Source organism: Mucilaginibacter sp. OK268 (assembly GCF_900103125.1).
Lineage (GTDB): Bacteria > Bacteroidota > Bacteroidia > Sphingobacteriales > Sphingobacteriaceae > Mucilaginibacter.
Map to the genome: position 1 here is coordinate 265,583 of NZ_FNJV01000002.1, position 22,789 is coordinate 288,371.

General features: G+C 40.0%; 12 protein-coding genes. All 12 read right to left on the reverse strand.

Annotated elements, in window-relative coordinates:
- Nucleotides 1-149: 149 nt before the first annotated feature.
- On the reverse strand, nt 150-1,124 hold the full coding sequence (locus BLR84_RS07070; protein WP_090466393.1) for a FecR family protein: 975 nt from the start codon (nt 1,122-1,124) through the stop codon (nt 150-152).
- A gap of 173 nt (nt 1,125-1,297) precedes the next feature.
- Nucleotides 1,298-1,813 carry an RNA polymerase sigma-70 factor gene (locus BLR84_RS07075; RefSeq protein WP_176851985.1) on the reverse strand — a complete coding sequence of 172 codons (516 nt, stop codon included), beginning with the start codon at nt 1,811-1,813 and terminating at the stop codon, nt 1,298-1,300.
- 510 nt (nt 1,814-2,323) lie between these two features.
- Complete coding sequence (locus BLR84_RS07085) at nt 2,324-4,075, reverse strand: RagB/SusD family nutrient uptake outer membrane protein (protein ID WP_090467616.1); 1,752 nt, start codon at nt 4,073-4,075, stop codon at nt 2,324-2,326.
- Between the two features lie 49 nt (nt 4,076-4,124).
- Nucleotides 4,125-7,658 (reverse strand): TonB-dependent receptor, encoded by a 3,534-nt coding sequence (locus tag BLR84_RS07090; RefSeq protein WP_090466399.1) that lies wholly within the window; start codon nt 7,656-7,658, stop codon nt 4,125-4,127.
- A 210-nt stretch (nt 7,659-7,868) separates the two neighbouring features.
- Entirely contained in the window at nt 7,869-9,002 is a 1,134-nt protein-coding gene (locus tag BLR84_RS07095; protein ID WP_090466400.1) for a FecR family protein, read from the reverse strand.
- 69 nt (nt 9,003-9,071) lie between these two features.
- Nucleotides 9,072-9,644: an RNA polymerase sigma-70 factor gene (locus BLR84_RS07100; protein WP_090466402.1), complete on the reverse strand. Its 573-nt coding sequence runs from the start codon at nt 9,642-9,644 to the stop codon at nt 9,072-9,074.
- Between the two features lie 339 nt (nt 9,645-9,983).
- Complete coding sequence (locus tag BLR84_RS07105) at nt 9,984-11,663, reverse strand: alpha-L-arabinofuranosidase (protein WP_090466404.1); 1,680 nt, start codon at nt 11,661-11,663, stop codon at nt 9,984-9,986.
- A gap of 192 nt (nt 11,664-11,855) precedes the next feature.
- Nucleotides 11,856-13,058, reverse strand: coding sequence for a glycan-binding surface protein (locus tag BLR84_RS07110; protein WP_143013854.1), 1,203 nt, complete (start codon nt 13,056-13,058; stop codon nt 11,856-11,858).
- Between the two features lie 57 nt (nt 13,059-13,115).
- Nucleotides 13,116-14,687, reverse strand: coding sequence for a RagB/SusD family nutrient uptake outer membrane protein (locus BLR84_RS07115; protein ID WP_176851986.1), 1,572 nt, complete (start codon nt 14,685-14,687; stop codon nt 13,116-13,118).
- A 22-nt stretch (nt 14,688-14,709) separates the two neighbouring features.
- On the reverse strand, nt 14,710-17,913 hold the full coding sequence (locus BLR84_RS07120; RefSeq protein WP_090466409.1) for a SusC/RagA family TonB-linked outer membrane protein: 3,204 nt from the start codon (nt 17,911-17,913) through the stop codon (nt 14,710-14,712).
- 33 nt (nt 17,914-17,946) lie between these two features.
- Nucleotides 17,947-18,138: a hypothetical protein gene (locus BLR84_RS07125; RefSeq protein ID WP_143013855.1), complete on the reverse strand. Its 192-nt coding sequence runs from the start codon at nt 18,136-18,138 to the stop codon at nt 17,947-17,949.
- A 370-nt stretch (nt 18,139-18,508) separates the two neighbouring features.
- A complete protein-coding gene (locus BLR84_RS07130) occupies nt 18,509-22,663 on the reverse strand; it encodes a hybrid sensor histidine kinase/response regulator transcription factor (protein ID WP_090466412.1) in 4,155 nt (1,384 codons plus the stop codon).
- Between the last annotated feature and the right edge of the window lie 126 nt (nt 22,664-22,789).

A 22,789-nucleotide genomic window follows, 5' to 3' on the forward strand; every position in this document is an offset into this window, starting at 1 on the left:
TCCCTTACCCACAGCAATGGGTTATCTTATTAAAAAAAGACCTGGGAAAATTTAGAGCAGGGGTGGCTTCAACATCTCTGCTTTTTTAATGTGAAGAGTTTTTATTTGATCATACGCTTTTCTTTTAGGGTTTAAGTAATAGTTTTTGCTTAGTTAAGTTTATCTGTTACTGTTACAGAGTGCTCCTTTATTTTATAGTCCAGATTGAGCGCCTCGCACATCATATTCATTGTATTTATTAGTGATTGATCTGTAAAATCGGCAGTTATACGGGTATTGCCCGCCCTAGAAGCTTTGTAAGTTATCTTTACCTCAAACTTTTTTTCGGTGCGCTGCAAAACATCTTCAATAGTGGCATCATTAAAAAACATATTATATTCTGTGCCCTTTGTAAGTGATGCCACTTCCTGAATCGGATGACTTTCCTGTGTTATTGTTTTTTTCGATTCAAAGTATACCCCTTTTTGGTGCGGATGCAGCGTGATAGCTGCCGCATTTGCCGAACTTAAAAATACTCGTCCTGTTAAAACATCAACCTCTATTTTATTATTCGTGCGTTTTATGTTAAAGCTGGTACCCAATACACGGGTAGTTAAATTACCACAATGAATAATAAACGGGTGACTGGCGTCTTTTGCCACTTCAAACAGGGCCTCACCATCCAGATCAACCTTGCGCAGGTCATCTTTAAAATTCACCGGGAAGCTTAATTTGCTGTTTCCCTTTAACCACACTATAGTTCCGTCAGAAAGAATACTTTTAGTAATATGTCCTGTCGAATTAGAAACAGAAGTATATTGTTGTATGCCAAAAATTTCTTTAAACCTGCCGTTAAAAGCGAATATGACGACCCCAATTAAAACTATACAGGATGCTACCTTTAACCATGGGCGCATGTACACTATAAAAGATATCTCACTTTTGCTTTGCACAGGCTTTATCTTATTGATCAATTCATGGTATGTTCTTTTTTGAGTGTCCTGCTTTTCTAATGCTGTTAAACTATCAAACGCTTGTTCGTCAGTAATATGCCCAAGCCACTCTTCAACCCTGAATTTCTCCTCCATACTTAACTGATCTTTTAAATACAGATCAATTAATTTTTCAAACTCTTTATCTTGCATCCATTTTCACTACAGTTTATTGCAGCGTTCTATATGTAAGTAAACCAAGAAGGGTTAAACACCTATCCTATTTTTACTTTTTTTTATAGAAATTTAATATTAGCTATCAAAAAGCTATCAGATTAGTAAAACAATTATCAAAATTGCAGGAAAATTAAAAAAAGAGAGGCAGATCAGATCAAAAAATCGCCTAATGATGATCGTAAATATTTTAAAGCTTTTGTTAGTTGATTTTCGACGGTTTTATGGGATATATTCAACAAATCGGCGATGTTCTTTATAGACTGATGTTTATCGCGGCTCAGCCTGTAAATTTGCTGACATTTTTCAGGGAGCTTTGATACTTCCTTCTCAACTTTTAACTTTAAATCAGAGAGATAGATATTTTCTTCATTTGAATTATCAAAAAAGATCTTTTCAAAATTAGAGTAGCTTTCTGCATAATGTCTTTTCACTTTTTCAGACTTGATATAATTCAGGGTTTGAAATTTAATTGCGGTGAACAAATAGGCCTTAAGGGAGTGGGTTATTTTAAGTTCGTGTCGCTTATTCCATAATGAGAGAAAGATTTCTTGCACTATTTCCTCACAAACCACCTTGTTTCTTAAAATATTATAAGCATAACTATACAATCCAGACCAATATAACCGATAAATCTCCTCAAATGCAGCAATATTCCCTTTCTTCAAATGAAGAACAACATTTTCTTCGCCATATTTAAGCTCTTTTTTGATAATTTTTTATATTTTATGAAAAATCATGATAAATATAAAAACTATAGTCAATATAAATTGCATTTTTCACAATTTATATTGACTATAGTTAAAAATCACAGTCAAATTATTACAAAATACAGCAAAACACTTCCATTTGTAAATTAAAAGCCCAATAAAAGATACAATTACCCTTAGTAGAACGGCGAAATGAAAGTGCTTTTTTATTTAGCTATTTTCAAAGCTTTAATTCATCGCCCTTTTACGAAACTTGTGGCTTTTAACTGAATTACTTGCTACTGAATTGTTTATACAGTTCCAGCAAATTAACTTCCCATTGCTTTTTATTTTTCTAATCAATTTTCAGAAAAAGTTTTGTTTTCCTTTCAGATTCTCGCAAATAACAAAGCCCTGTTTGATACCTCTTCGGACTTATCAAACAGGACTGTAATTATACTCGCGGGCAAAAGCCCACTAATTAACCGGCTACCAGCCCGGATTTTGCTTTAAAGCGGGGTTTAATGAAATCTCTTGTGTTGGTATAGGCAGCAAATACATCTTGTCATTCCAGCTGCGGGTAGTGGTACCCGGATAGATGCGGATATAATTATTGCCATCAACAACCACGTTACTTACATCTTTACTTTCCGCGGTATATTGGGCACGCAGTGCTGGCGTAAGTTTCATACCCAAAATGGTATTGGGGTTGTTGATCAGCGTACCAGCATGCCATCTCTTGATATCATCAAAACGGAAGCCTTCTGAGCCTAATTCCACACGGCGTTCGCGACGGATCTCATCAATAAGTACCGGCAGGGTTGGGAAATTTGATTTTGGATCTTTAACCAAACTAGCGATGATCATGTGCGGCATACCTACCCTATCGCGCAATTTATTAACCGTATTATCAATTATAGCTTGTGTTGCCAGGCCTAATTCGGCTTTGGCTTCAGCTTCGATCAGCAATACCTCGGCATACCTGAAGATAAAGAAATCATATTCAGACTGATTGGCGTTCCATGCTTCCTGGCTGCTTGAACGGCCTTTAATAGGCTGATAGCCGGTTGAGGTTACGGTTGTACCGATGCGTGGCAGCGTAATCAGATCGCCAGCCAGAAAATCGAAGCCACGGGTTGCTATCTGTTGCTTATAACGCGGATCGCGGTTGGTGGATTCATCTTCTGGAGTATCATCGCCTTTATACAACGGACTTAATGTGGTTGGCAACCCATCTGAGCATAATATGGAGTTTACAAAATCCTTGCTGTAACCATCACCAGCCTGTCCTAATTGCCTGTCAATGTCATTTGTTAAGATGTTTAACTTATAACCGGCCGACATGATATTTTCAGTATTGCCCGTCAGATCTGTTTGTATAAATAAATTATAATAATCTGAAGCCGTGTTACCTGTGCTGTAAAGACTAAATTTTCCAGCATTCATCAGTTGCTCAGCAGCGTCAACTGCACCCTGCAGGTATGTGGTTTCGTCGCCTACACCAAAATATTTGCGATAAGTACCTTCCCATAAACAAACGCGGGCCTTTAAAGCAAGTGCGGCGTATTTATTTAAGCGGCCATCAGGTGCCGTTACCGGTAAATTTGCAACTGCAAAGTTAATATCCTTTATTACGGAGTCCATCACCTGTTTGTGTGGCATACGCGGGCCGTACAATATCGAGGCAGAGGTATCAACAATATACCTATTTACATAAGATACATCGCCAAAGGCTTTTACTTTTTTCCAAAAATCATTAGCCCTGAAAAATAAAGTTTCGCCCACATAGATATTTTTAGTGGCATCAGGGATATCGGCCTTCTGATAATTGGCCAGGAAAAAATTACATGCTCTGATCAAAGCAAAGTTCCAATCAGTACCAGACTGGTTAATGTTTAATGGCATAGAACCTGCAACGTTGTTTGAATTAAAATCAGTAGTTGTACCAGTTGATGTATAATTATTGCTGGCCGTACTCGGAATAGTGTAAGTACCTGCTAAAAGCGCATTGACAGAAGCATTGGCTTTATCATCAGAGTTGTCATCAAGCTTTAAAAAGTTTTGCTGAGTTAAAGCCGAATAATACTGATTGCAATACAACTGCAGGTCGGTTTCATTTTTAAAAAACGTACCAGGGGTGATATCACTTAAAGGCGTCCGGTTAAGGAAGCTTTCTCTTTTGCAAGATGCAACAATAGTTAATGCTGCACAGGCTATATATAGAATATATTTATTTTTCATTGTTATATTTTTTAACATCTGTTAAACCAGTTTAATGGATATACTTTGATTAAAATGTGGCCTGTACCCCAAACGATAATGATTTATTAAGTGGATACGTACCAAAGTTAGCCGCGGTTTCCGGATCATAACTCTTGTTAAGTGAAGTGAAAGTAAACAAGTTAGCACCAGTTACATATACCCTTAATTTTTGCAATTTGATGTTTTTTACCACTGTTGATGGCAGGCTATACCCTAATGTTAATTGTTTAACACGTGCATAACTAGCATTCAGGATATATTTATCCTGGCTTTGTTCATTACCACCACCTGCAAACCGGATACGCGGATAATAAGCACTGGTGTTGGTTGGTGTCCAGTAGTTAGTAGTCATTTGTGAAGGAATACTGTATTCATCATCCCTGAAGGCGTAGAACACATACTCGTTCGGATAAAACTGCTGTTTAACAACACCTTGTATAAAGGTGGCAAAATCAAAGTTTTTGTATGACAGGTTTAAGTTGAAACCAAATTTATAATGCGGAGTAGTATTACCTATCAACTTTTGATCCCCCATATTTGATAACGTGTTATTACCATAGTTTATCTTTCCATCTCCGTTCAGGTCTTTGTATTTGATATCACCAGCAAGCCATTTGTAACCAGCCAGTGCGGAGTTATCAATAGCTGCAGCTTCCGCATCGGTTTTATAAAAACCATCATTAACATAACCGTATATATTACCTAAATCCTGGCCTTGTATAAAGTCGTTAATACTGTTGGTTGGATTACCGTTATATTTGGTTACACGGGTGTTGGAAGTATTTGATAAACCCAGGGTTACGCTGTAGTTCAACTCATTGATTTTATCTCTCCAATTTAGGCTGAATTCCCATCCATGAGAAGCAACATTTGCTGAGTTACTTGGTGGTACCGGCGCGCCTAGTGTTGAAGGCAGTTGCTGGCCAGGTACCAGGATATCCTTAATATTGGTAATAAAATAATCGAATGAACCGTTCAGCTTGCTGTTAAACAAGGCGTAATCTAAACCAAAGTTCTTGGTTTGAACCTTCTCCCAGGTAAATGACGAACTAATTAATGCAGGCGCGGCAACCAATACACCTTGCTGGCCATTCATTAAATAATTAACCAAACCTGTTTGCTGCACAGCAATGTAAGGATACTGATTACGTGACGATGCCGGGGAGGACGCCAACATATTCAGCATTTGCCCGGTTGATCCCACACCCACTGCATTTTGGTTGGGCAGCTGACCGTATGAAGCTCTTAACTTCAATTGGTTAAGGGTACCTTTTATACCCTCCATAAATGATTCTTCAGACACATTCCAACCTACTGACGCAGATGGAGAGAAAGAATAACGGCTGTTGGGCTGAAAGCGGGAGGTACCATCATAACGTGCATTAATTTCAACGAGGTATTTATTGTCATAAATATAATTCAATCTTGAAAAAGTACCTACCAGGGCATACTCGGTTTCAACGCTTCCCACCTGTGGCTTTGAATCATTATTTACGCCAGATGCAGGGAGTAAAGGATCTATCAGGTTTTTAACCAGTGTACTGCCTAACATATAATGCTGGTATTCCTGATTGTAACCGACCAACGCCTTGAGGTAATGCTTACCAAATGTATTTTCATAAGTGGCAAAGGCATTTAAAGCATTGTAGTTATTATTTGTTTTGTTTTCAATTACCTGCGATGGGTTTGTCCATGGATATATATCCAAAAATGCGCCATCCACACCATACTCATTAAATGGTATCAGGCTGGCCTTGCGGTTGTCATTCAACGCATTCCAGGTATAATCAACATTTATTGATAAGTGATCAATTGGCTTGATAATCACACGAGCTGTAGTCCAGAAATCATTTTGCGAATCAATATCCCGGCCCGAAAGTGCATTAACTGCCAGTGGGTTGGTATAATTGCCCTGACCCGCAAAATTACCGTCGGGATTATAAACCGGCATTACCGGCGGTATATTAGAATATAACCATGCGCCTCCTTGATTGATGCGTGTTGCCGCGGGCTGATTATTATCAGTATGGGTCATACTCATATTTAAACCCAATGTTAACCACTTGGCCACATCAGAGTTAACCTTTAAGGATGGTGTATAACGCTGGTAAACCTGATTGGCAGATTTCTCTAGCCCATCTTGCCTGTAGTAGCCTAAGCTGGTTAAGAACGTAGTTTTACCTTCGCCGCCAGATACCGAAACGTTATGTTGCTGCTGTGGCGCCCAGCCCGGATAGAGCACTTTTGTCCAGTCGGTATTACCTACGTAGCGGTATTTTTTAGGATTTGCTGGATCTGGGTAACCGGTAGGATTATTGGCAGGGTCATTAAAATAAGCAGTCGCCATGGTGGAGTCAAGCGCAGTAAAAGGCGTAGTTGAATAACCACCGCTTTTTAAACCGGTACGGTTAGCCTCATTGAACATTTTGATATAATCCAACGAGTTTACCTGCTGCACCAGGCGGGTAGGCTTTGAAATAGTATAAGAGCCTGAGTAGCTAACCCTTGTTGGGCCGGCCTTACCGCTTTTGGTTGTGATCAAAATTACTCCATTGGCTGCGCGACCACCGTATATGGCCGCTGATGCCGCATCCTTCAATACGGTTACACTGGCTACGTCATTCGGATCAATCAGGTTGGGGTCGCGGGCAACACCATCAACTAATATCAATGGAGAAGTAGGTACCGGTTGCGGTAATTGCCCCTGTTGCTGAGGTGTTTGAAGTGTAGTACCACCACGTACATTAAAGGTGGCCGCTGTGCCTGGCTGACCTCCGCCCAAAGTAACGTTTAGATTGGGGATAAGTCCTTGTAATGCATCACCCAGGTTCACCACCGGGCGATTCTCTAATTTATCGCTATTAACCGTAGCGATAGAGCCGGTTAAGTTCACTTTCTTTTGGGTACCATAACCTATCACTACTACCTCGTTAAGTTTACCCAGGTCAGTCTGCAGATGTACTACCATCTGTCCTGAACTTGCCGGCAACTCTATAGTAGTAAACCCGATATAAGAAAACACAAGGATCGCTTTGTTATCAGGTACATCGAGTTTAAATTTACCGTCAACATCTGTAATAGCTGCGCCATTTCCCCCTTTTATCTTTATGGTAACGCCAGGCAATGGATTGTTTTTTTCGTCAAAAACCTGGCCTGTTACCGGAACTGAGACAACTGCTGCTACCTGGGTCGCTGCCTGTACAGCGTCTTTTTCCTGCAAAAGAATGGTATTGTTAACCAGTTTATAGGTTAACTGCAAATTTTTCAGACAGACGTTTAACACATCCTCTAATGAAGCATCTTTCATAGTAATGGATACATTTTTATTACGAACGTCTTTAGAGTCGTAAAAAAAAACATAACCAGTCTGTTGATTAATGCTTTTCAATACCTTTTTTAAGGGGGTATTGATCTCATTAAGACTGATCTTTTGACTAAACGCACTGGCGCTGCATTGCAAAAGTCCTAAGAACATAATTACGGTGGTCAATTTCATAACCAGGAGAGTTTTTTTTAGCAGCCGCTGTCTGTAAGCGGCTATAGAAAAAGCATTTAAATTCATACTTTTGATGAGTTTGGGTTAATACTGATTAAGCTTCGCAAAGTTTTTTATCCCTAACGGGGACGGGTTAGCTCAAATATTTTTCGTACCCCGATTGCAGTCGGGGTACGTTTTTTTGAACACCCTTGATTTGAGGTGAGTCTGTTAAGACTGAGGTAGTATTTTTCTTTCCATTTTTAATTAATTAGGTGATTATTAAGTGTGTTGGTGTTATGGTGTTATCACTATGGTTTTCCCATCAATCCGATAGTGTATTTTCTTAAAGCTCAAAATGTCCAGGATCTGCCTGGCGTTAACATTTCTTGAAATTTCACCGGTAAACTGTCTTGACGGAATTTCGCCTTCATATTTTACCTCCATATCATACCATCTGGTAAGCTGTCGCATCACGTTATCGATATCTGCATCTTTAAAATTGAAAAAACCATTTTTCCAAGCCACAGCTTCATCCGTATCAACATGCTCTATGGTTACCTTACCGCTTTTTAGTTGTGCCTGCTCTCCCGGTTTAATCATTTTACTGCTAACCCCAGTCACTATGCGAACGCTACCCTGAAGCAAGGTGGTTTTTATGACCTGTTCATTATCATAGGAGTTGATATTAAAATGTGTACCCAACACTTCAACAACCTGCCCATTAGAAACTACTTTAAATGGCCGGTTCTGATCATGAACCACCTCAAAATAAGCCTCACCGGTTAGTTCAACCCTACGTTCCTTATCGGCAAATTCAACCGGGTATTTAACAGAAGATGCTGCATTCAGCCATACCTTTGTTCCGTCAGACAGCACCAATTGGTACTGCCCTCCTCTAGGTGTGGCAGCGGTATTAAACAGAGCCTGGTTCTTCTGATGATCTGTAGCTGAGCGCGCCATGTAACTGATCTGCCCATCGGCTGTTTTATCGATAGAGGTACCGCTTTCATCAGCCAGTTTACCTTTTTTTGCATCCGTAAGCTCAACCTTGCTCCCGTTTGATAAGGTCAGGATTGCTTTATTGCTACCTGGAGCAAAATCATGAACCACAGGTCGGTTAACAGCTATAGTTTGTTGGGGTTTCTGATAGTTCTTTAAGGCATATATACCGGCTAAAACCACTGCAATAAGAGCAGCTGCCGCTGTAAATCGTAACCATAACCGTATAGGGCGTGGATGGCCTATCTGATGCACCAAAGCATCCAGGCTTTCCTGCTGATCATGTTCCAAAACATCATCGGGCAGGTCATCGGCCATTGTATGGGGTTCCATGTTCAGGTACCAGGTTTCTACCCAGGCCTTTTCTTCTTCAGAAACGTTTCCGGTATTGTATCGGCGTAATAAGTCTTCAGCGTTTTTTTTATGCATAATCAAATAAAGGGTAGCAGCCCTGATTATGTTATAGACAACCGATAGGTGTTGAGGGAGTAGATGAAACTAAAAAAAAATCATAAAAAAATTGGCGCCTAACTTAACCCTCAAAATTTTAAGAGAATTATTAACCTGTTTTTTTACAGTAAGTGCGCTAATATGCAGTTCATCCGCTATTTCCTGATGGGATAAATGCGCGTTTCTGCTCATTTCAAAAATGAGCCGCATTTGAGAAGGTAATTTAGCTACCTCCTTTTCTATCATTTCAATTAATTGTTTTAACCTGATATTCTCATCAGGTTCTGGTACATGCTCACGATCAATAAATTTTTGAAGCGAAGTGATATAATCCGATTTAATTTTATGATGCTTGTGAACATTTAGTACCCTGTTTCTTACGGCTGTATAAAGGTATGCCGGTAAGTTGGTATTTAAGCTCAAATCATTCTTACTGTTCCAAACAGACGAAAAAAGCTCCTGTAAAATATCTTTAACCTCTTCGCGGTCTGGCAGTCGGTTGTAAGCATGCCTGTATAATATAGCATAATACCGGTTATGGATCTCAGAAAAGGCAGTCACATCCCCCTTCTTTAGCAAGTGGATCAATTCTGTATCAGAAAAAAATTCGTAAGAACTCATTAGACTACCTGAACACAATTGGTGTTAAATAAACAATAATAAGTAATTTTTTTCTTTACATTATCAAATTGTAAATTCTTATCAAAGAAATTTACAAACAATCACTTTGTTTCTCGCGGTTATAAACATAAATCAAGTATCTTGTATGATCCTGAAAAACTATCCTATTTTCGTCACTTAATGCTAACCTTTCCAGATTCGGAAAGATTAGCATTGGTCAGTTAGAATTTCATTTGATAACCTGATAAATGTTGGATTATTGTTCGCCAGACAGAAGGTTATACCAGGCGCTTCTCAATAAAACCGACAACAGGGTTGCTCTGCACATTTTAGTCTCCATTATTTTTTACCGTCAGCAACAATAAACACGACGGACCTAGGCGGTGCTGAAATTTTAATGCCGTTTTGCAAAGTTGATGAATTAGCGGCGAGCTTTGAATAATTTGATGGTCCGCCGGCAGCCCCATCTGGTCCGTTACCATTAACGTACACTTTTCGCGAGAATTCCCCATTATCACTTCCGCCGGTAAACGTATAATAATAGAAGCGGTTACCGACCGCAAAGTTTTTTATATTAACATTTACCGTTTGCGTTGAGACACCCTTATTGACAATAACCACTCCCGCTTCGCCCGAACCGAAGGATGACGCATAGCTCAGTATATCCGCGCTATTTCGAACAGATGAGCTCACCATCCTGTCACCAAAATATTTCTGGAAATAATACATGTAATAAAATGAGGGCCTAGGTGTCCACTTGCTGATGCCATCAGGTTCGTCGCCCTGGCTAAACATACCCTGATCATCGCCATTGGCCCATCCGTTTGCCAGATCCCATCTACTGGCCATACCAAACTGATTTTTTAGCAATTCGCCTAAAACCATGGTGGCATGTATACCAGCAATATTGGATACCATTTGTTTGGAACCGGTGGCAAACAGATTCCACTCGGTAAGTGCAATTGGTTTTAAAGACACCCCTCCTTGTGTCGTGGTGGTCTTCATCCAATCCATAATGGCTTTTGATTCGGTTACCGGTGTATTCAGGATAGTTGCCGCAGTTTCATTGTCAGATCCGGTAAAATAATCGTGCACAATATAGAAATCGGCATAATCACCAGCCGAAGCAAACAAACCTGAATTCCATGTTTTATCAACAGCGTTCCATGAATTAACAGGATCTGTTTGAACCAGTTGCGCCCCAATTTTAATTTGAGCATTCACTTCTGCTGCAGCTTTACGCATAGAGTCGGCAAATACTTTAAAATGTGAACCGTATACTGCACCGCTAATGGTCTGGGGCTGACCATCTCGATTTTTAGAAACATCAATTTTCCACCCGGCCTGCCATGGCCCGTTGCTTTCGTTGCCAATTTCCCAATATTTGGTGCGTCCTTTATCATAACGTACCCAGTTAGCTGCCAGGTGCGCAGCAACCTGATCAGGGTGGGTACTTGTGCCATAGCGAGCATAGCTATAGTTGACCGTAATGATACCGGTGCTGTTTGTTTGCTGTAGAGCACTGTAATAATTATCTAATGACAATGTCCAGCCGGCTGTGTTATTACCTAACCAATAGGTAGCGGCAACAGCATTCCCGTTTGAATCATATAAATTCGCCGGTACATCAGCCGGTATTTTTCCATCCCAGAAGAAAACACTGCTTATGTTACCCCCAGGAAAACGAAGAATATTTGGTGACAGGGCTTTGATATTATTCATTAAAACGGGTTCCGTTACAATCTGGGTCATGTAAGGGTTGGTATTATTACCAAAAAGATACTTAGGCACCTTGGTTATGACAGCACTATAGTCCACATTTACCGTTACCGTAGCAGCAACGGTCGGCTGAGCTACGTTGGTATAGGTTGGGACCATAAACGTTTTAGATTCCCAATCATCCAGGAAAAAACCTGTGGATTTAGCAATTGCCGGATCCGTTTGCGGGTTTATTTTCACAGTACTTGTATCCGTTTTAACAGGTGTTATGTCGGTTTTACTATTATTCTTGCAAGCCATTAAGGCAAGCAAACAAAAAGAGTAGTATTTAATAGAAGACATCAATAGCATAAATTTATTTTATGATTAAATTTTAATCATCCAAAAAGGGGCTTCGCCCTTCTTATCAAGATTTATAAAGGGAATATCTCGAGTAAAAAATACCCGCTTCCACGCTCGGCGGTCGCGGGCACTATCAACTAAAACACTCTTTTATTTAATTTTTACAATGCGGAAATCATCAAATCCCATGTTTACATTTTGGGTAATACCGCTGCCATTATTAATATAAAACAGCTGTATAGGCTGCCCTTTAATATCGCCATATGTCGAAATACCGGGGAACGAGCTTAATGGAATTGATATGGTTTGCCAACCCGTTGTAGTGAATGTAACCCGGGTTGAGCCATTGATCAACCATGGGCTCCAAGCATATGTATGGCTATAATTAACCTCAAAGTCTATTTCACCTGAGCTCATGCCAAGAGGCACATTAACCTCAAATTTAACAGCCAGGTTGGCTGCAGGTTCACTGCTGCTGAAGGTTGAGGGATAAGCTAACTGGCTTCCGTCCGTTGGTGTTGCCAGGTCACCAACATAATAAGTTCCGGCGGTAATACCCTGGGCATTCCAATATAAAAACTTATTCCTGCTTGCTTTTATGGCTGGGCTGGAAACAGAAGACACTACAACCGGCAGTGCACTCCATGGTGTAAAGCCATTCTTATCATCAAAGTTTAAAAACACATCAGCGTTATCATTTAATACAGCATCGGTAACCGATGTTGATGTACCGTATTTGGTAACTACCACAATCTGCCCCAAAGCGGTAACACCTGCCGGAACAGTGACCGTTGCTGATGACCCGGCGGCATTACCGGCAAAAGTAGTAGCGGCTATATTTCCGGGGAAAGTAATGCCGGTTATCGCAAATAAACCTGTTCCATTGAGGGTAATTACATCGCCCTCATTAGGCATCTCGTTAGAGATGGAGGTAATATGAGGTGATGGCGCGGTGATCGGAAACTTATAGGTTACCGTACCGGTAGCCGTGGTTACCACTATGGTATTAAGCTGGTCGTTAGTAACCGTAGCAAATGGTATAGTGGCGGGTATGACCACCGGAAAATTGACATCAGATCCTAAAGAGGTGTTAATGGTAGCCTTGGTCCCATCAAAATATACGGCCGTTATACCGGTTAAATGACTGCCCTGCAAAACTACATAATCGCCAGGATTAGCTTTGGTCAACACACTGTCACCCGGAGATGCTTTGTAGGCTTTTAGCCCGGTAATGACGGGATTACCTGAACCTTTAGTGGTACCATCCTTTTTACAGGATGACCACATAAACACCATACCGGCTAAAACCAGCATCATTATAATGTTTATTGTATTTAGTAAGATCTTTTTCATCTCAAAAACTTTAAATTGTTTCATATGCCGTTTTCAGTTTTTCTACCTGTCTGATAATTAATAATAAGGTACAGGGGCCTGGGTTAATAACGGATCTGCAGTAACCTCTACTGCCGGATAAGGCAGGGTATAATATGCGGGGGTAACCTGGGTAATTGCCGGTTCAGTTGCAGTACCCGCTGTATAAGTAAATGCATTGCGATGCTGTGCTTTTATAAAAGCATCGGCCTTTGCCGGGTTATAATCATGCAGCCTCTTCAGGTCAAACCAAAACTGGTATTCTAATGCCAGTTCAATTCTCCGTTCTTTAAATACATCATCAAAGGTTAACGAAGTTGCGGTGGCCAAACCGGCTCTTGTGCGTATCAAATTAAAGTAGTTTAGGGCCGTAGCATCACTTGTGCTTGCGCTGGTACCCAAAGCGGCTTCAATGTATACCAGATACACATCTGCCAGCCTCAACAAATAATTGGGCAAATCACCATGCATGAGGGTTATATTATCTCCCCGGTTTGCGAGTGGGCCGCCAATAACATACTTCTTGATATAGGCACCAGTTGCATCGGTCATGCTATAGCCATTAGGGTTTTGGGTGGTTATTAGCTCCGGGTAAATATCCCCGTTCAGCATAAAAGTAGCTTTGCGACGTTTATCAGCTAAATCGTAATCATCAAACATATCTTTGCTTATCCGCAGGCCATCCCATCCCCCGCCGCCCACACCATCGATGTTCGGGTCACCTTCAATAGCTGTTTGCCTGAAATCGTTAGTTGTCCAATCGGCGCCCGCTGCTACGGTAAATTGCAAGCCAAACAGCATTTCGGAATTGTTTTTATTGAGGGTTAAAAATGCATTGTAATAATCAGGAAAAAGCGAAAGACCGCTATTATTGATCACATCAGCAGCGTAGTATTTGGCGCTGTCCAGATCAGCCTGAACACGCGTGCCGGTAATTCCTGCTTTTGTTAAAAAAACTTTGGCTAATAAACCTTTGGCCGACCATTTGGTAACCCGGCCCGGATCATCAGTTGCAGGAAGGTTTGATGCCGCATAGTGGAGGTCATTGATAATAAATTTATAAATATCACTCTGAATATTACGGTGCAATAAGGGATTAGTTACCAGCTTATCGCTACTTTCAACAATAGGCACCGGCCCCCATAATTGTACCAGGTAAAAATAAGCTATGGCACGCATAAACCGGGCTTCGCCAATCGCTGCAGTCCTGGCAGATCCTAGTGATGCCGGACTAAAATTGGTAACATTATTTATGGTTGTATTGGATTGCGCAACCACATTGTATAACGACGACCAACCATAGCTTAACCCGCCATAACCATTGGCGATGGTAAAGTTTGAAAACTGTGAAGCATTGGTGTTATAAGGATTACTAACCGTATTCCCCGACATAATATCTCCAACATATACTATAAACGGATAATTAAAGTCGAACCAGGGCTTGGTATACAAACCGGCTGTGGCAGCTCTGAGTTCGGCATTGGTTTGATAGTAAGTATTAGCAACCAGCTTATCTGTTGGGATCCCTTTATTCAGAAAGTCTTTTTTGCAGCCATTTAGACTAAACACTGCAAGCAAAGAAAAGACCAGTATTTTATTAACGTGTTTCATGTTTTTTCTTTTTAAATGATGATTAGAGGCCCACATTAAATCCGAATGTATAAATACGCGGGGTTGGGTATCTGCCCCAATCAATACCTGATGTTAATGCATTGGTACCCTGACCTGACTGATTTGGAACGTTAGTACCTATTTCGGGGTCGTATCCGGTGTATTTGCTTATGGTAAACAGGTTTTGGATATTACTGTAAACCCGTAGCGAGTGCACGTGCAGCTTAGCCACTATACTTGTTGGTAAATTGTAACCTATAGCTAAGTTTTTAAGGCGCAGGTAAGAGCCATCCTCAATAAAACGCGAAGAAATACGATAATTCTGATCAGGATCACCAGATACTCTGAATCCTGGTACCGATGTGCCCGGATTGGTAACAGATACATTATTTACATCTGTTTTTGACCCCGTAGGGTCAATTAAAGCAACCTGGGCATAATTGGTCAAACTGGAGAAATAACCGGTTGTACCGCTATTAGGATCTTCGTGCAAAACCTTATTGTAGTTTAATATTTTGTTACCGTAACTGCCTGTAAAAAATATAGTCATATCAAACCCTTTAAAGCTGAATGAGTTATTGATACCGTAAGTAAATTTGGGTAACGGAGAGCCCAAATTGGTCATATCATTGGCATCAATTACACCGTCTTTGTTTAAATCTTTATACTTGGTGTCACCAACCCAGATCCCCTGCGTATAATCAATAATTGAACCCGCGGGCAAAGCCGATGATTTTAAATCAGCAGCATTTTTAAAAACACCTTGGGCTACATAACCATAAAAATCGCCAATGGAACTACCTACAGCGGTTCTGCTGACTATAACACTTGCGTTATTGATTTTACCATACAATGCACCGTTGGCGTTATTGAGTGATAATATTTTATTCCTGTTTAAAGAAAAGGTCAGGGTTGTATTCCATGAAAATGCGTTGTTTTGTATATTCCGTGTATTTAAGGTAAACTCAAATCCTTTATTCTGGATAGATCCTATATTACCCCATGGCGCGCTTAAACTGCCTGCTCCATTTGTACCGGCATAGCCCGGCAATGGGATTTGAAGCAACAGGTTATTGGTTTTGCGATTATAAACGTCGGCAGTTAGTTGTATACGGTTTTTCAGGAAGCTGATATCAAGCCCGGCATCTAAACTTTTAGAGGTTTCCCACTGTACATTTGGGTTAGCTATATTTAATACCAAAGCACCCTGCCCTAGCCCCACAGTGCCCGTAGCTATGGATGAACCATAGGTATAAGCCGGTAAGTTGGCATTATTGGTAAGCCCGTAACTTAGCCTGAGTTTGAGCTGATCAATGGCTTTAACTCCTTTCAAAAAGTTTTCTTTTTCAGCATTCCATGATCCGCCAAAGGCATAAGTACCCACCCATCGTTTCCCATCGGCAAAATTGGAGTTGCCATCTTTACGGTAAGTGGCAGTAAGATTATATTTATACAGGTAGCCCGCGGTTACCCTTGCCAGGTACGATTCGTTTGAGTAGTTGTTTGATCCGCCTGAGTTTGATGCCGTCGCTGCATTGCCCAAGCTCAGATCCTGCGGGTTGTTGGCAAAAAAACCAGTACGGCCACCGCTTAAATAGGTATATGTACCCGAGCTTGCCTCGTGTCCGGCGGTTGCATTAATACTGTAACTGGCTGCATAATGGTCATAACTAAAATAGTTACGTATGGTGAAGCTTTTGTTATTGGTTGCCGTAACTGCGGCGCTGTTAACCGGGTTTAATATTCCGTTAATGGTAAACGTAGGATAAAACTGGTTAACATTGCCATAATCAAAATTACCGGTTGCTTCGTTATGTAATTTCAGATCTTTGGCAAAAATAATGTCCCCATAAAAATTACCATAAGCCTGCGAACGCTGTACCTTGTTGGTGTTAATAGCAGCTGCAGCTATCGGATTAGGGTTATAAGTATTGGCTACCGTTTGTCCCGGAGTCGAAATGGCCCCTATACTACCGTCGGGATTAACCGGGGCCACATTTGGCGGAAGATTAAGCGTGGCATTGATCAGATCATAAACGCTGGCATTTACGTTTTCTTTAATACCCGAAAATGTTAAACTGGTTCCTATTTTTAGCCAATTGGTGGTTTTATTATCCAGATTAATCTTAAGCGCCGTCCTTTTAAAGTTGGAGCTTAAAACGGTACCATCCTGGGTTAAATAACTGCCACCAATGTAATAAGTTGTCCGGTCATCACCACCGCTCACAGATAGATTGGCATTGTACATACCCGCGTTTTTAAATATAGCCCTTTGCCAGTCTGTACCTGTACCTAAATACTGGGGACTTACAAAGTCTGGATTGGGTGTAGCACCTGTAACGGCTGCCCTGGCATTTAAAAATGTAGCATATTGCTGTAAATTCATCATCGGCAAATATTTTGGCACCTGCTGAACACCATAATAATTATCAAAACTTATTTTGGGCGCCCCCGCTTTACCTCTTTTGGTGGTAATGATTACAACCCCATTGCTGCCTTGTGAGCCATAAATTGCAATAGCCGATGCATCTTTTAATACATCAATTGATGCAATATCATTGGGGTTGATGGTTGATAGCGGATTATCACGAGTACCGCTGTTACCCATATATACCCCTCCCGTTGATGAAGGTTGCCCCGGCGGAATAATAACCCCGTCAATAACATATAAGGGATCAACACCAGCATTGATGGAGCCCAAACCGCGCACCTGGATTGATACACCCGCGCCTGGCTGGCCTGAGTTTTGAATAACACTAACTCCCGCTACCCTCCCTTGCAAAGCTTGATCAAACGTGGTAGATACCGTTTTTTCGATATCGGAAGAAGATATAGAAGCAATAGCCCCGGTTAAGTCCTTGCGCCTTGCGGTACCATACCCAATTACAACAACTTCGTTTAGGGCGTTGGTCGTGTTTGTGAGCGATATGTTGATGGTATTGGCAGCTGTAACCGTAACCTCACTCGATTTGAAACCTGTAAACGAAAAAACAAGCACCTCGCCGGTTTTGGCATCTATACCATACATGCCGCTTGCATTTGAATTTGCAACGACTGCTGTTCCTTTAATTTTCACTGTTGCCCCCGGCAATGGCTGTGAATCATCAGCACTGGTTATTTTCCCAACAATACGGTGGGTTTGTGCAAAGCTGGTAAAAGAAAAAAACAACATAATAACAAAGAGCCAGCAACGGGCCGTTGTTCCTCTTTTTGATTTTTTTCTCATGTTAAAATGAATTTAGGTTGGTAAATAATTGGTTCATAAAATTGGATTAGTGGTTAGCGCTTTAGTTTTAGCGGTAAAAAAAGAATTTTCAGGAGTGGCTGTAATCCGGATGATTTTATCAGAAGTCACCTTCACTTGGAGCAGGGGGGTATCCTGCGTTGATTTCCACTGCAGGTTAACAATGATTCCCTCAGCCACTTTTTTATATGTTTTGTGCATACGCATGAGTAAAAATAGTGGCAAAAAAAACTGTACAGGTACTAAGGAGTACACGTTTTAGCATAGTCAAATTAAATAGGTTATAATATTAAAATTGGTTATAGCCGATGAGCTACTGCTTTAATACCTTCAGACGGCATTAAAAAATTCACTATTCGTCCTTTAATGAGGGTGAAGTTACGGGTAGCGCTGCAATCGATTGTTTATAAATAGGGGCACAAATGTTAACACGTATCAATTAGTTGATTTACAGATATTTAATACAAAACAAAAGCGATTTAACCCTATGAGAGCGAAAAATACAGGTGGAGGTGGTTAACAAAATTGGCCTAAAAAAACCGAAATTCAAATGAATATTGCTTTATTCATACTCATTTTAATGAGTTTCATTAAGATGCTGTTTATTCTTATTGTTGATATAGGCTGAAGGCAGGCAATTAAATTCAGCCTTAAAGGAACGCACAAAGTACTTCTGACTTTTAAATCCAACTTTATACGATATTTGGGATATGGTTAAATGTCCGCTTTCCAACAATTGCGCGGCACGTTTTAAACGAATAGACCGGATAAGTTCAACGGGTGATTTCCCGGTTAAAGCCAGTGCTCTTTTATATAGCGTAACCCGGCTTACACATAACTCGCTACTTAGCTCCTCTACCGAAAAATCACCATTAGCCATATTTTTCTCTATAAGCAGCAATACCTTTTTAATAAAAGCTTCATCAAACGATTCAGCTACTATAGCTGTTGGCTTAACATCCAGTTGCTTTTGATAGGTTTTGCGCATGTCCTCCTGTATGGCCAGTATGTTTTTCAATTTGGAGAGCAGTATCTCAAAATTAAAAGGTTTAGTTAGGTAATCATTGGCGCCCGTTTCAAGTCCCTGTAATTGCTGTTCTTCGCCTGTTAACGCGGTAAGTAATACCACAGGAATGTGCGATGTACGTTTGTCATTGCGTATTTTGCGGCAAAGGTCAATACCACTCATTTCAGGCATAGTAATATCACTCACGACCAAGTTGGGGTGCAGGGCCAGCGTTTTTTGCCACCCCTCTTTACCATTACTGGCCTCGATAATATGAAAGATATCATTTAGATTGTCTTTTAAATAAAAGCGAAAGTCCTCATTATCTTCAACCAATAAAACAGTTACCTTTTTGGCTGTACGGTTAACTTCCGGTCGCTGCCCATCCTTATCTTCAACCTTAATTGTTTCAGTTATATCGGATTGCGCAAACAGTGTTTGAGTATCTGCTTCAGCTGGTAAACTTGCCGGCAACAAAACGGTAAAATAACTACCCTGGCCAGGTTCGCTCTCCACTGATATTTCACCATGATGCAATTTTACAAACTCCCTTGTAATTGATAAGCCAATACCACTACCTTGGTTAACCATAGAACCGGGCAATTCACTCTGAAAAAAGCGTTCAAAAATCTTATCCTGTTTATCCAAAGGAATGCCTATACCGGTATCCATAACCTTTATTTCCAGAAACTGCCCCTCGGGTATTTTTTCAACTTTTGTTAATAAAACGCTCACATGGCCACCCTCCAGTGTAAATTTAAACGCATTAGAGAGCAGGTTAAATATGATCCGCTCTATTTTATCCTGATCAAAATTAATCACCATACTTTCAGTTTCCGAATCAAAAACAAACCGGATATGCTTTTTTTCAGCAATATCCGAGAAGGAATAAGCCATTTCTTTAATGAAACTAATGATATCACCACTCCTGGCGTGCAGTTTGAGTTCCTGTACTTCCATCTTTCTGAAATCAAGCAATTGGTTGACCATATTTAATAAGCGCCGGGCATTCCGGTTCACCATTTGTAGTTGTTCCCGTTGTTCTGCCCCCGCTGCATGCTTTAACATTTTATCTACCGGGGCTATAATAAGCGATAACGGCGTTCTGAACTCATGACTTACATTGGTAAAAAACTTAATTTTCATCATATCCAGTTCATGCATACGCTGAGCCTCCTGGCGCTCGTGTTCCAGAGCGTACTTCGTCTCAATTTTTTTCACTCCCCTATGCCTTACATAGAACAGGGCACCAATAAATGACAAGGCATATATAAAATAGGCCCACCCCGTTTTCCAGAAAGGAGGTAATATTTTTATTTTTAATGTTAATGGCTCAGATCGCCATATATCATCTTCACCTGCTGCTTTAACTTTAAAAATATAATCGCCAGGATCAAGATTGGTATAAGTAGCTTTTCTTATTTTGATATCACTTGTGGTCCAGCCCTTATCAAACCCTTCCAACTTATATTTCAGCTTAACTTTACCAGGATTAAAAAAGTTTAGTGATGCAAATTCAATAGCAAATGCGTTTTCATTATACTTAAGTGCAATATCGGTAGTTTCTGTAATAGATTTGGAAAGGATAATGTGTCCGTTCAGATCTTCTCCGGGACTTAAACTTTTATTAAAAACCTGAAAATCGGTTAATACAAGCCCAGGTATAGTTTTATTAGACTTAATAATTGAAGGTTTAAACAGATTAAAACCATTGGGACCACCGAAGATCAATTCCCCGGCTGTGGTTTTTAACGATGCATTCTCGTTAAACGCCCTCCCCTGTAAACCGTCCGTTTCATCATAATTAACAAACCTGAACGTTAAATTATTATTTGTACTTTTTACAATAACATTTGATAAACCACTCGTGGTGCTGATCCACATATTATGGTTATTATCCTCTAATACATCCAGTATGGTATTATCGGGTAAACCATCATCTTTTTTAAAGTTGGTGAATTTTTTAGTTGCCGGATCGAATATACTCAGTCCCTCGCGCGTTGCCAGCCAGATTAAGTGACGGGAATCTTCGGTAAGGTTATTTACATTATCGTTTATTAAACTATTCTTATCCTTATCACTATGATGATAATATATAAACCGATGGGATTGGTGAAGCATTACTGATACACCCATTGAAGTAGCGATCCATATATCATGATGTTCATCTTCAATCAAACCAGAAATATAGTTAGAGGAAACTGAGTTAGGCTGATCGGCTTTATAATGTAAAAATATATTCTTTTCTCGGTTTAACAGGTTCAGCCCCCCATCCAAAGTACCTACCCAAAGATTATGAGAGGAGTCTTCCATAAGTTCCCATACACGGTCGTCAGATAAGCTGGATTCATCATTGCTCTTATGCCTATAATGCCTAAAAGTTTTACCATCATAACAATCCAGCCCGCCATAATAGGTACCAATCCATAGCTTTTTTTGATAATCCATCCATAAACAAACGATAACATTATTGGCCAGACTGTTGGTATTTGCGGCATCATGTAAGTAGCTGGTAAAAATCCCGGTCTGCCGGTTAAAGTAGATCAGGCCTTTTCCATTGGTTCCTATCCATAAGTTACCCTTATCATCTTCAGCAAACTTGTTTACATCGTTATAAGCTAAACCATGCGGATCTGTTAAATGATGTTTATATAACGGGAATTTGATAATGTTATCATGATAATAACTTACCCCCTGTTTGTACGTTCCTACCCAAATGATCCCGCTATTATCCTTGTAAATAGATATGGTACTATTTTGCCCCAAACTTTTACTATCATCCTCCCGATTTACCAGGTATTGTATTTTAAAATCACTTTTATTTAAAATATCGATACCACCGTGATCAGTGGCTATCCATATCATGTTTTTATCATCCTGTATGATGTCTGAAATAAGATCTGCATTAAGGGGATTGGAGGGAGAGCTTTTATCGATATGTTTAAATTCATTTTTTGAGGGAGAGATATAATATACGCCCACCGGATTACTAGTATCAAACGCCCATAAATCGTTCTGTTTATCAATAAATAATCTCAAATTAACTTTTTCATAGGGATTTAACTTGCTGATATTATAAACTCTTTGGGTGATCTTACCGGATTTGTGATCTAATTTCTCCAGTACCCCACCACTTTGTGCCAGCCAAAAATCACCATGACTATCTTCTGCTATATCTGTAGTGGCATTTGAATAAAGAGCAGTTGTATCACCGCTCTTATGCACGAAATGTGTTACTTTTTTCGTAGCAGCGTTGAATTTATAAACACCAAGATTAGTTGGTAAAAACCAAAAATTACCCAAACGGTCTTTTTTGATCGTTCGGATCAGACTATCAGGTATTGAAAAAAACGATAGTTTCTTTAATACATTATGTTCAAAGTGCTCTGTTAACGGGTTATAAATATTTAATCCGTTATGTGTTTGTACCCATAATTGATGAGATGGCCCTTCAAAAACACGCACAATAAAATCATCATCCAAAGACCAGGGATCATGATCATTATGTTTAAAAATTTTGAATTTGTAACCATCATATCTGTTTAGGCCAGAGAGTGTTCCAAACCACATAAACCCTTTACTGTCCCGATAAATACAGGTTACCTGATTATGAGATAAACCGTTTGCTATACTAAGTTGAGAAAATTGGTATTGTTCACTTTGAGCTAAAACAAGATGGCTTATAAAAAGTGTAAAAAGAACACATAAAGATATTTTATACTTCATGGGTTTCGGAAGATCGGGGTATTCATAAAAATTCAATTAAATAGAATATGGTCTATTTGTAATATATAGAAGATTTTTCAGATATGGCTTCCGTAAATATCGAATTTTGAATATATAAATCCAAAA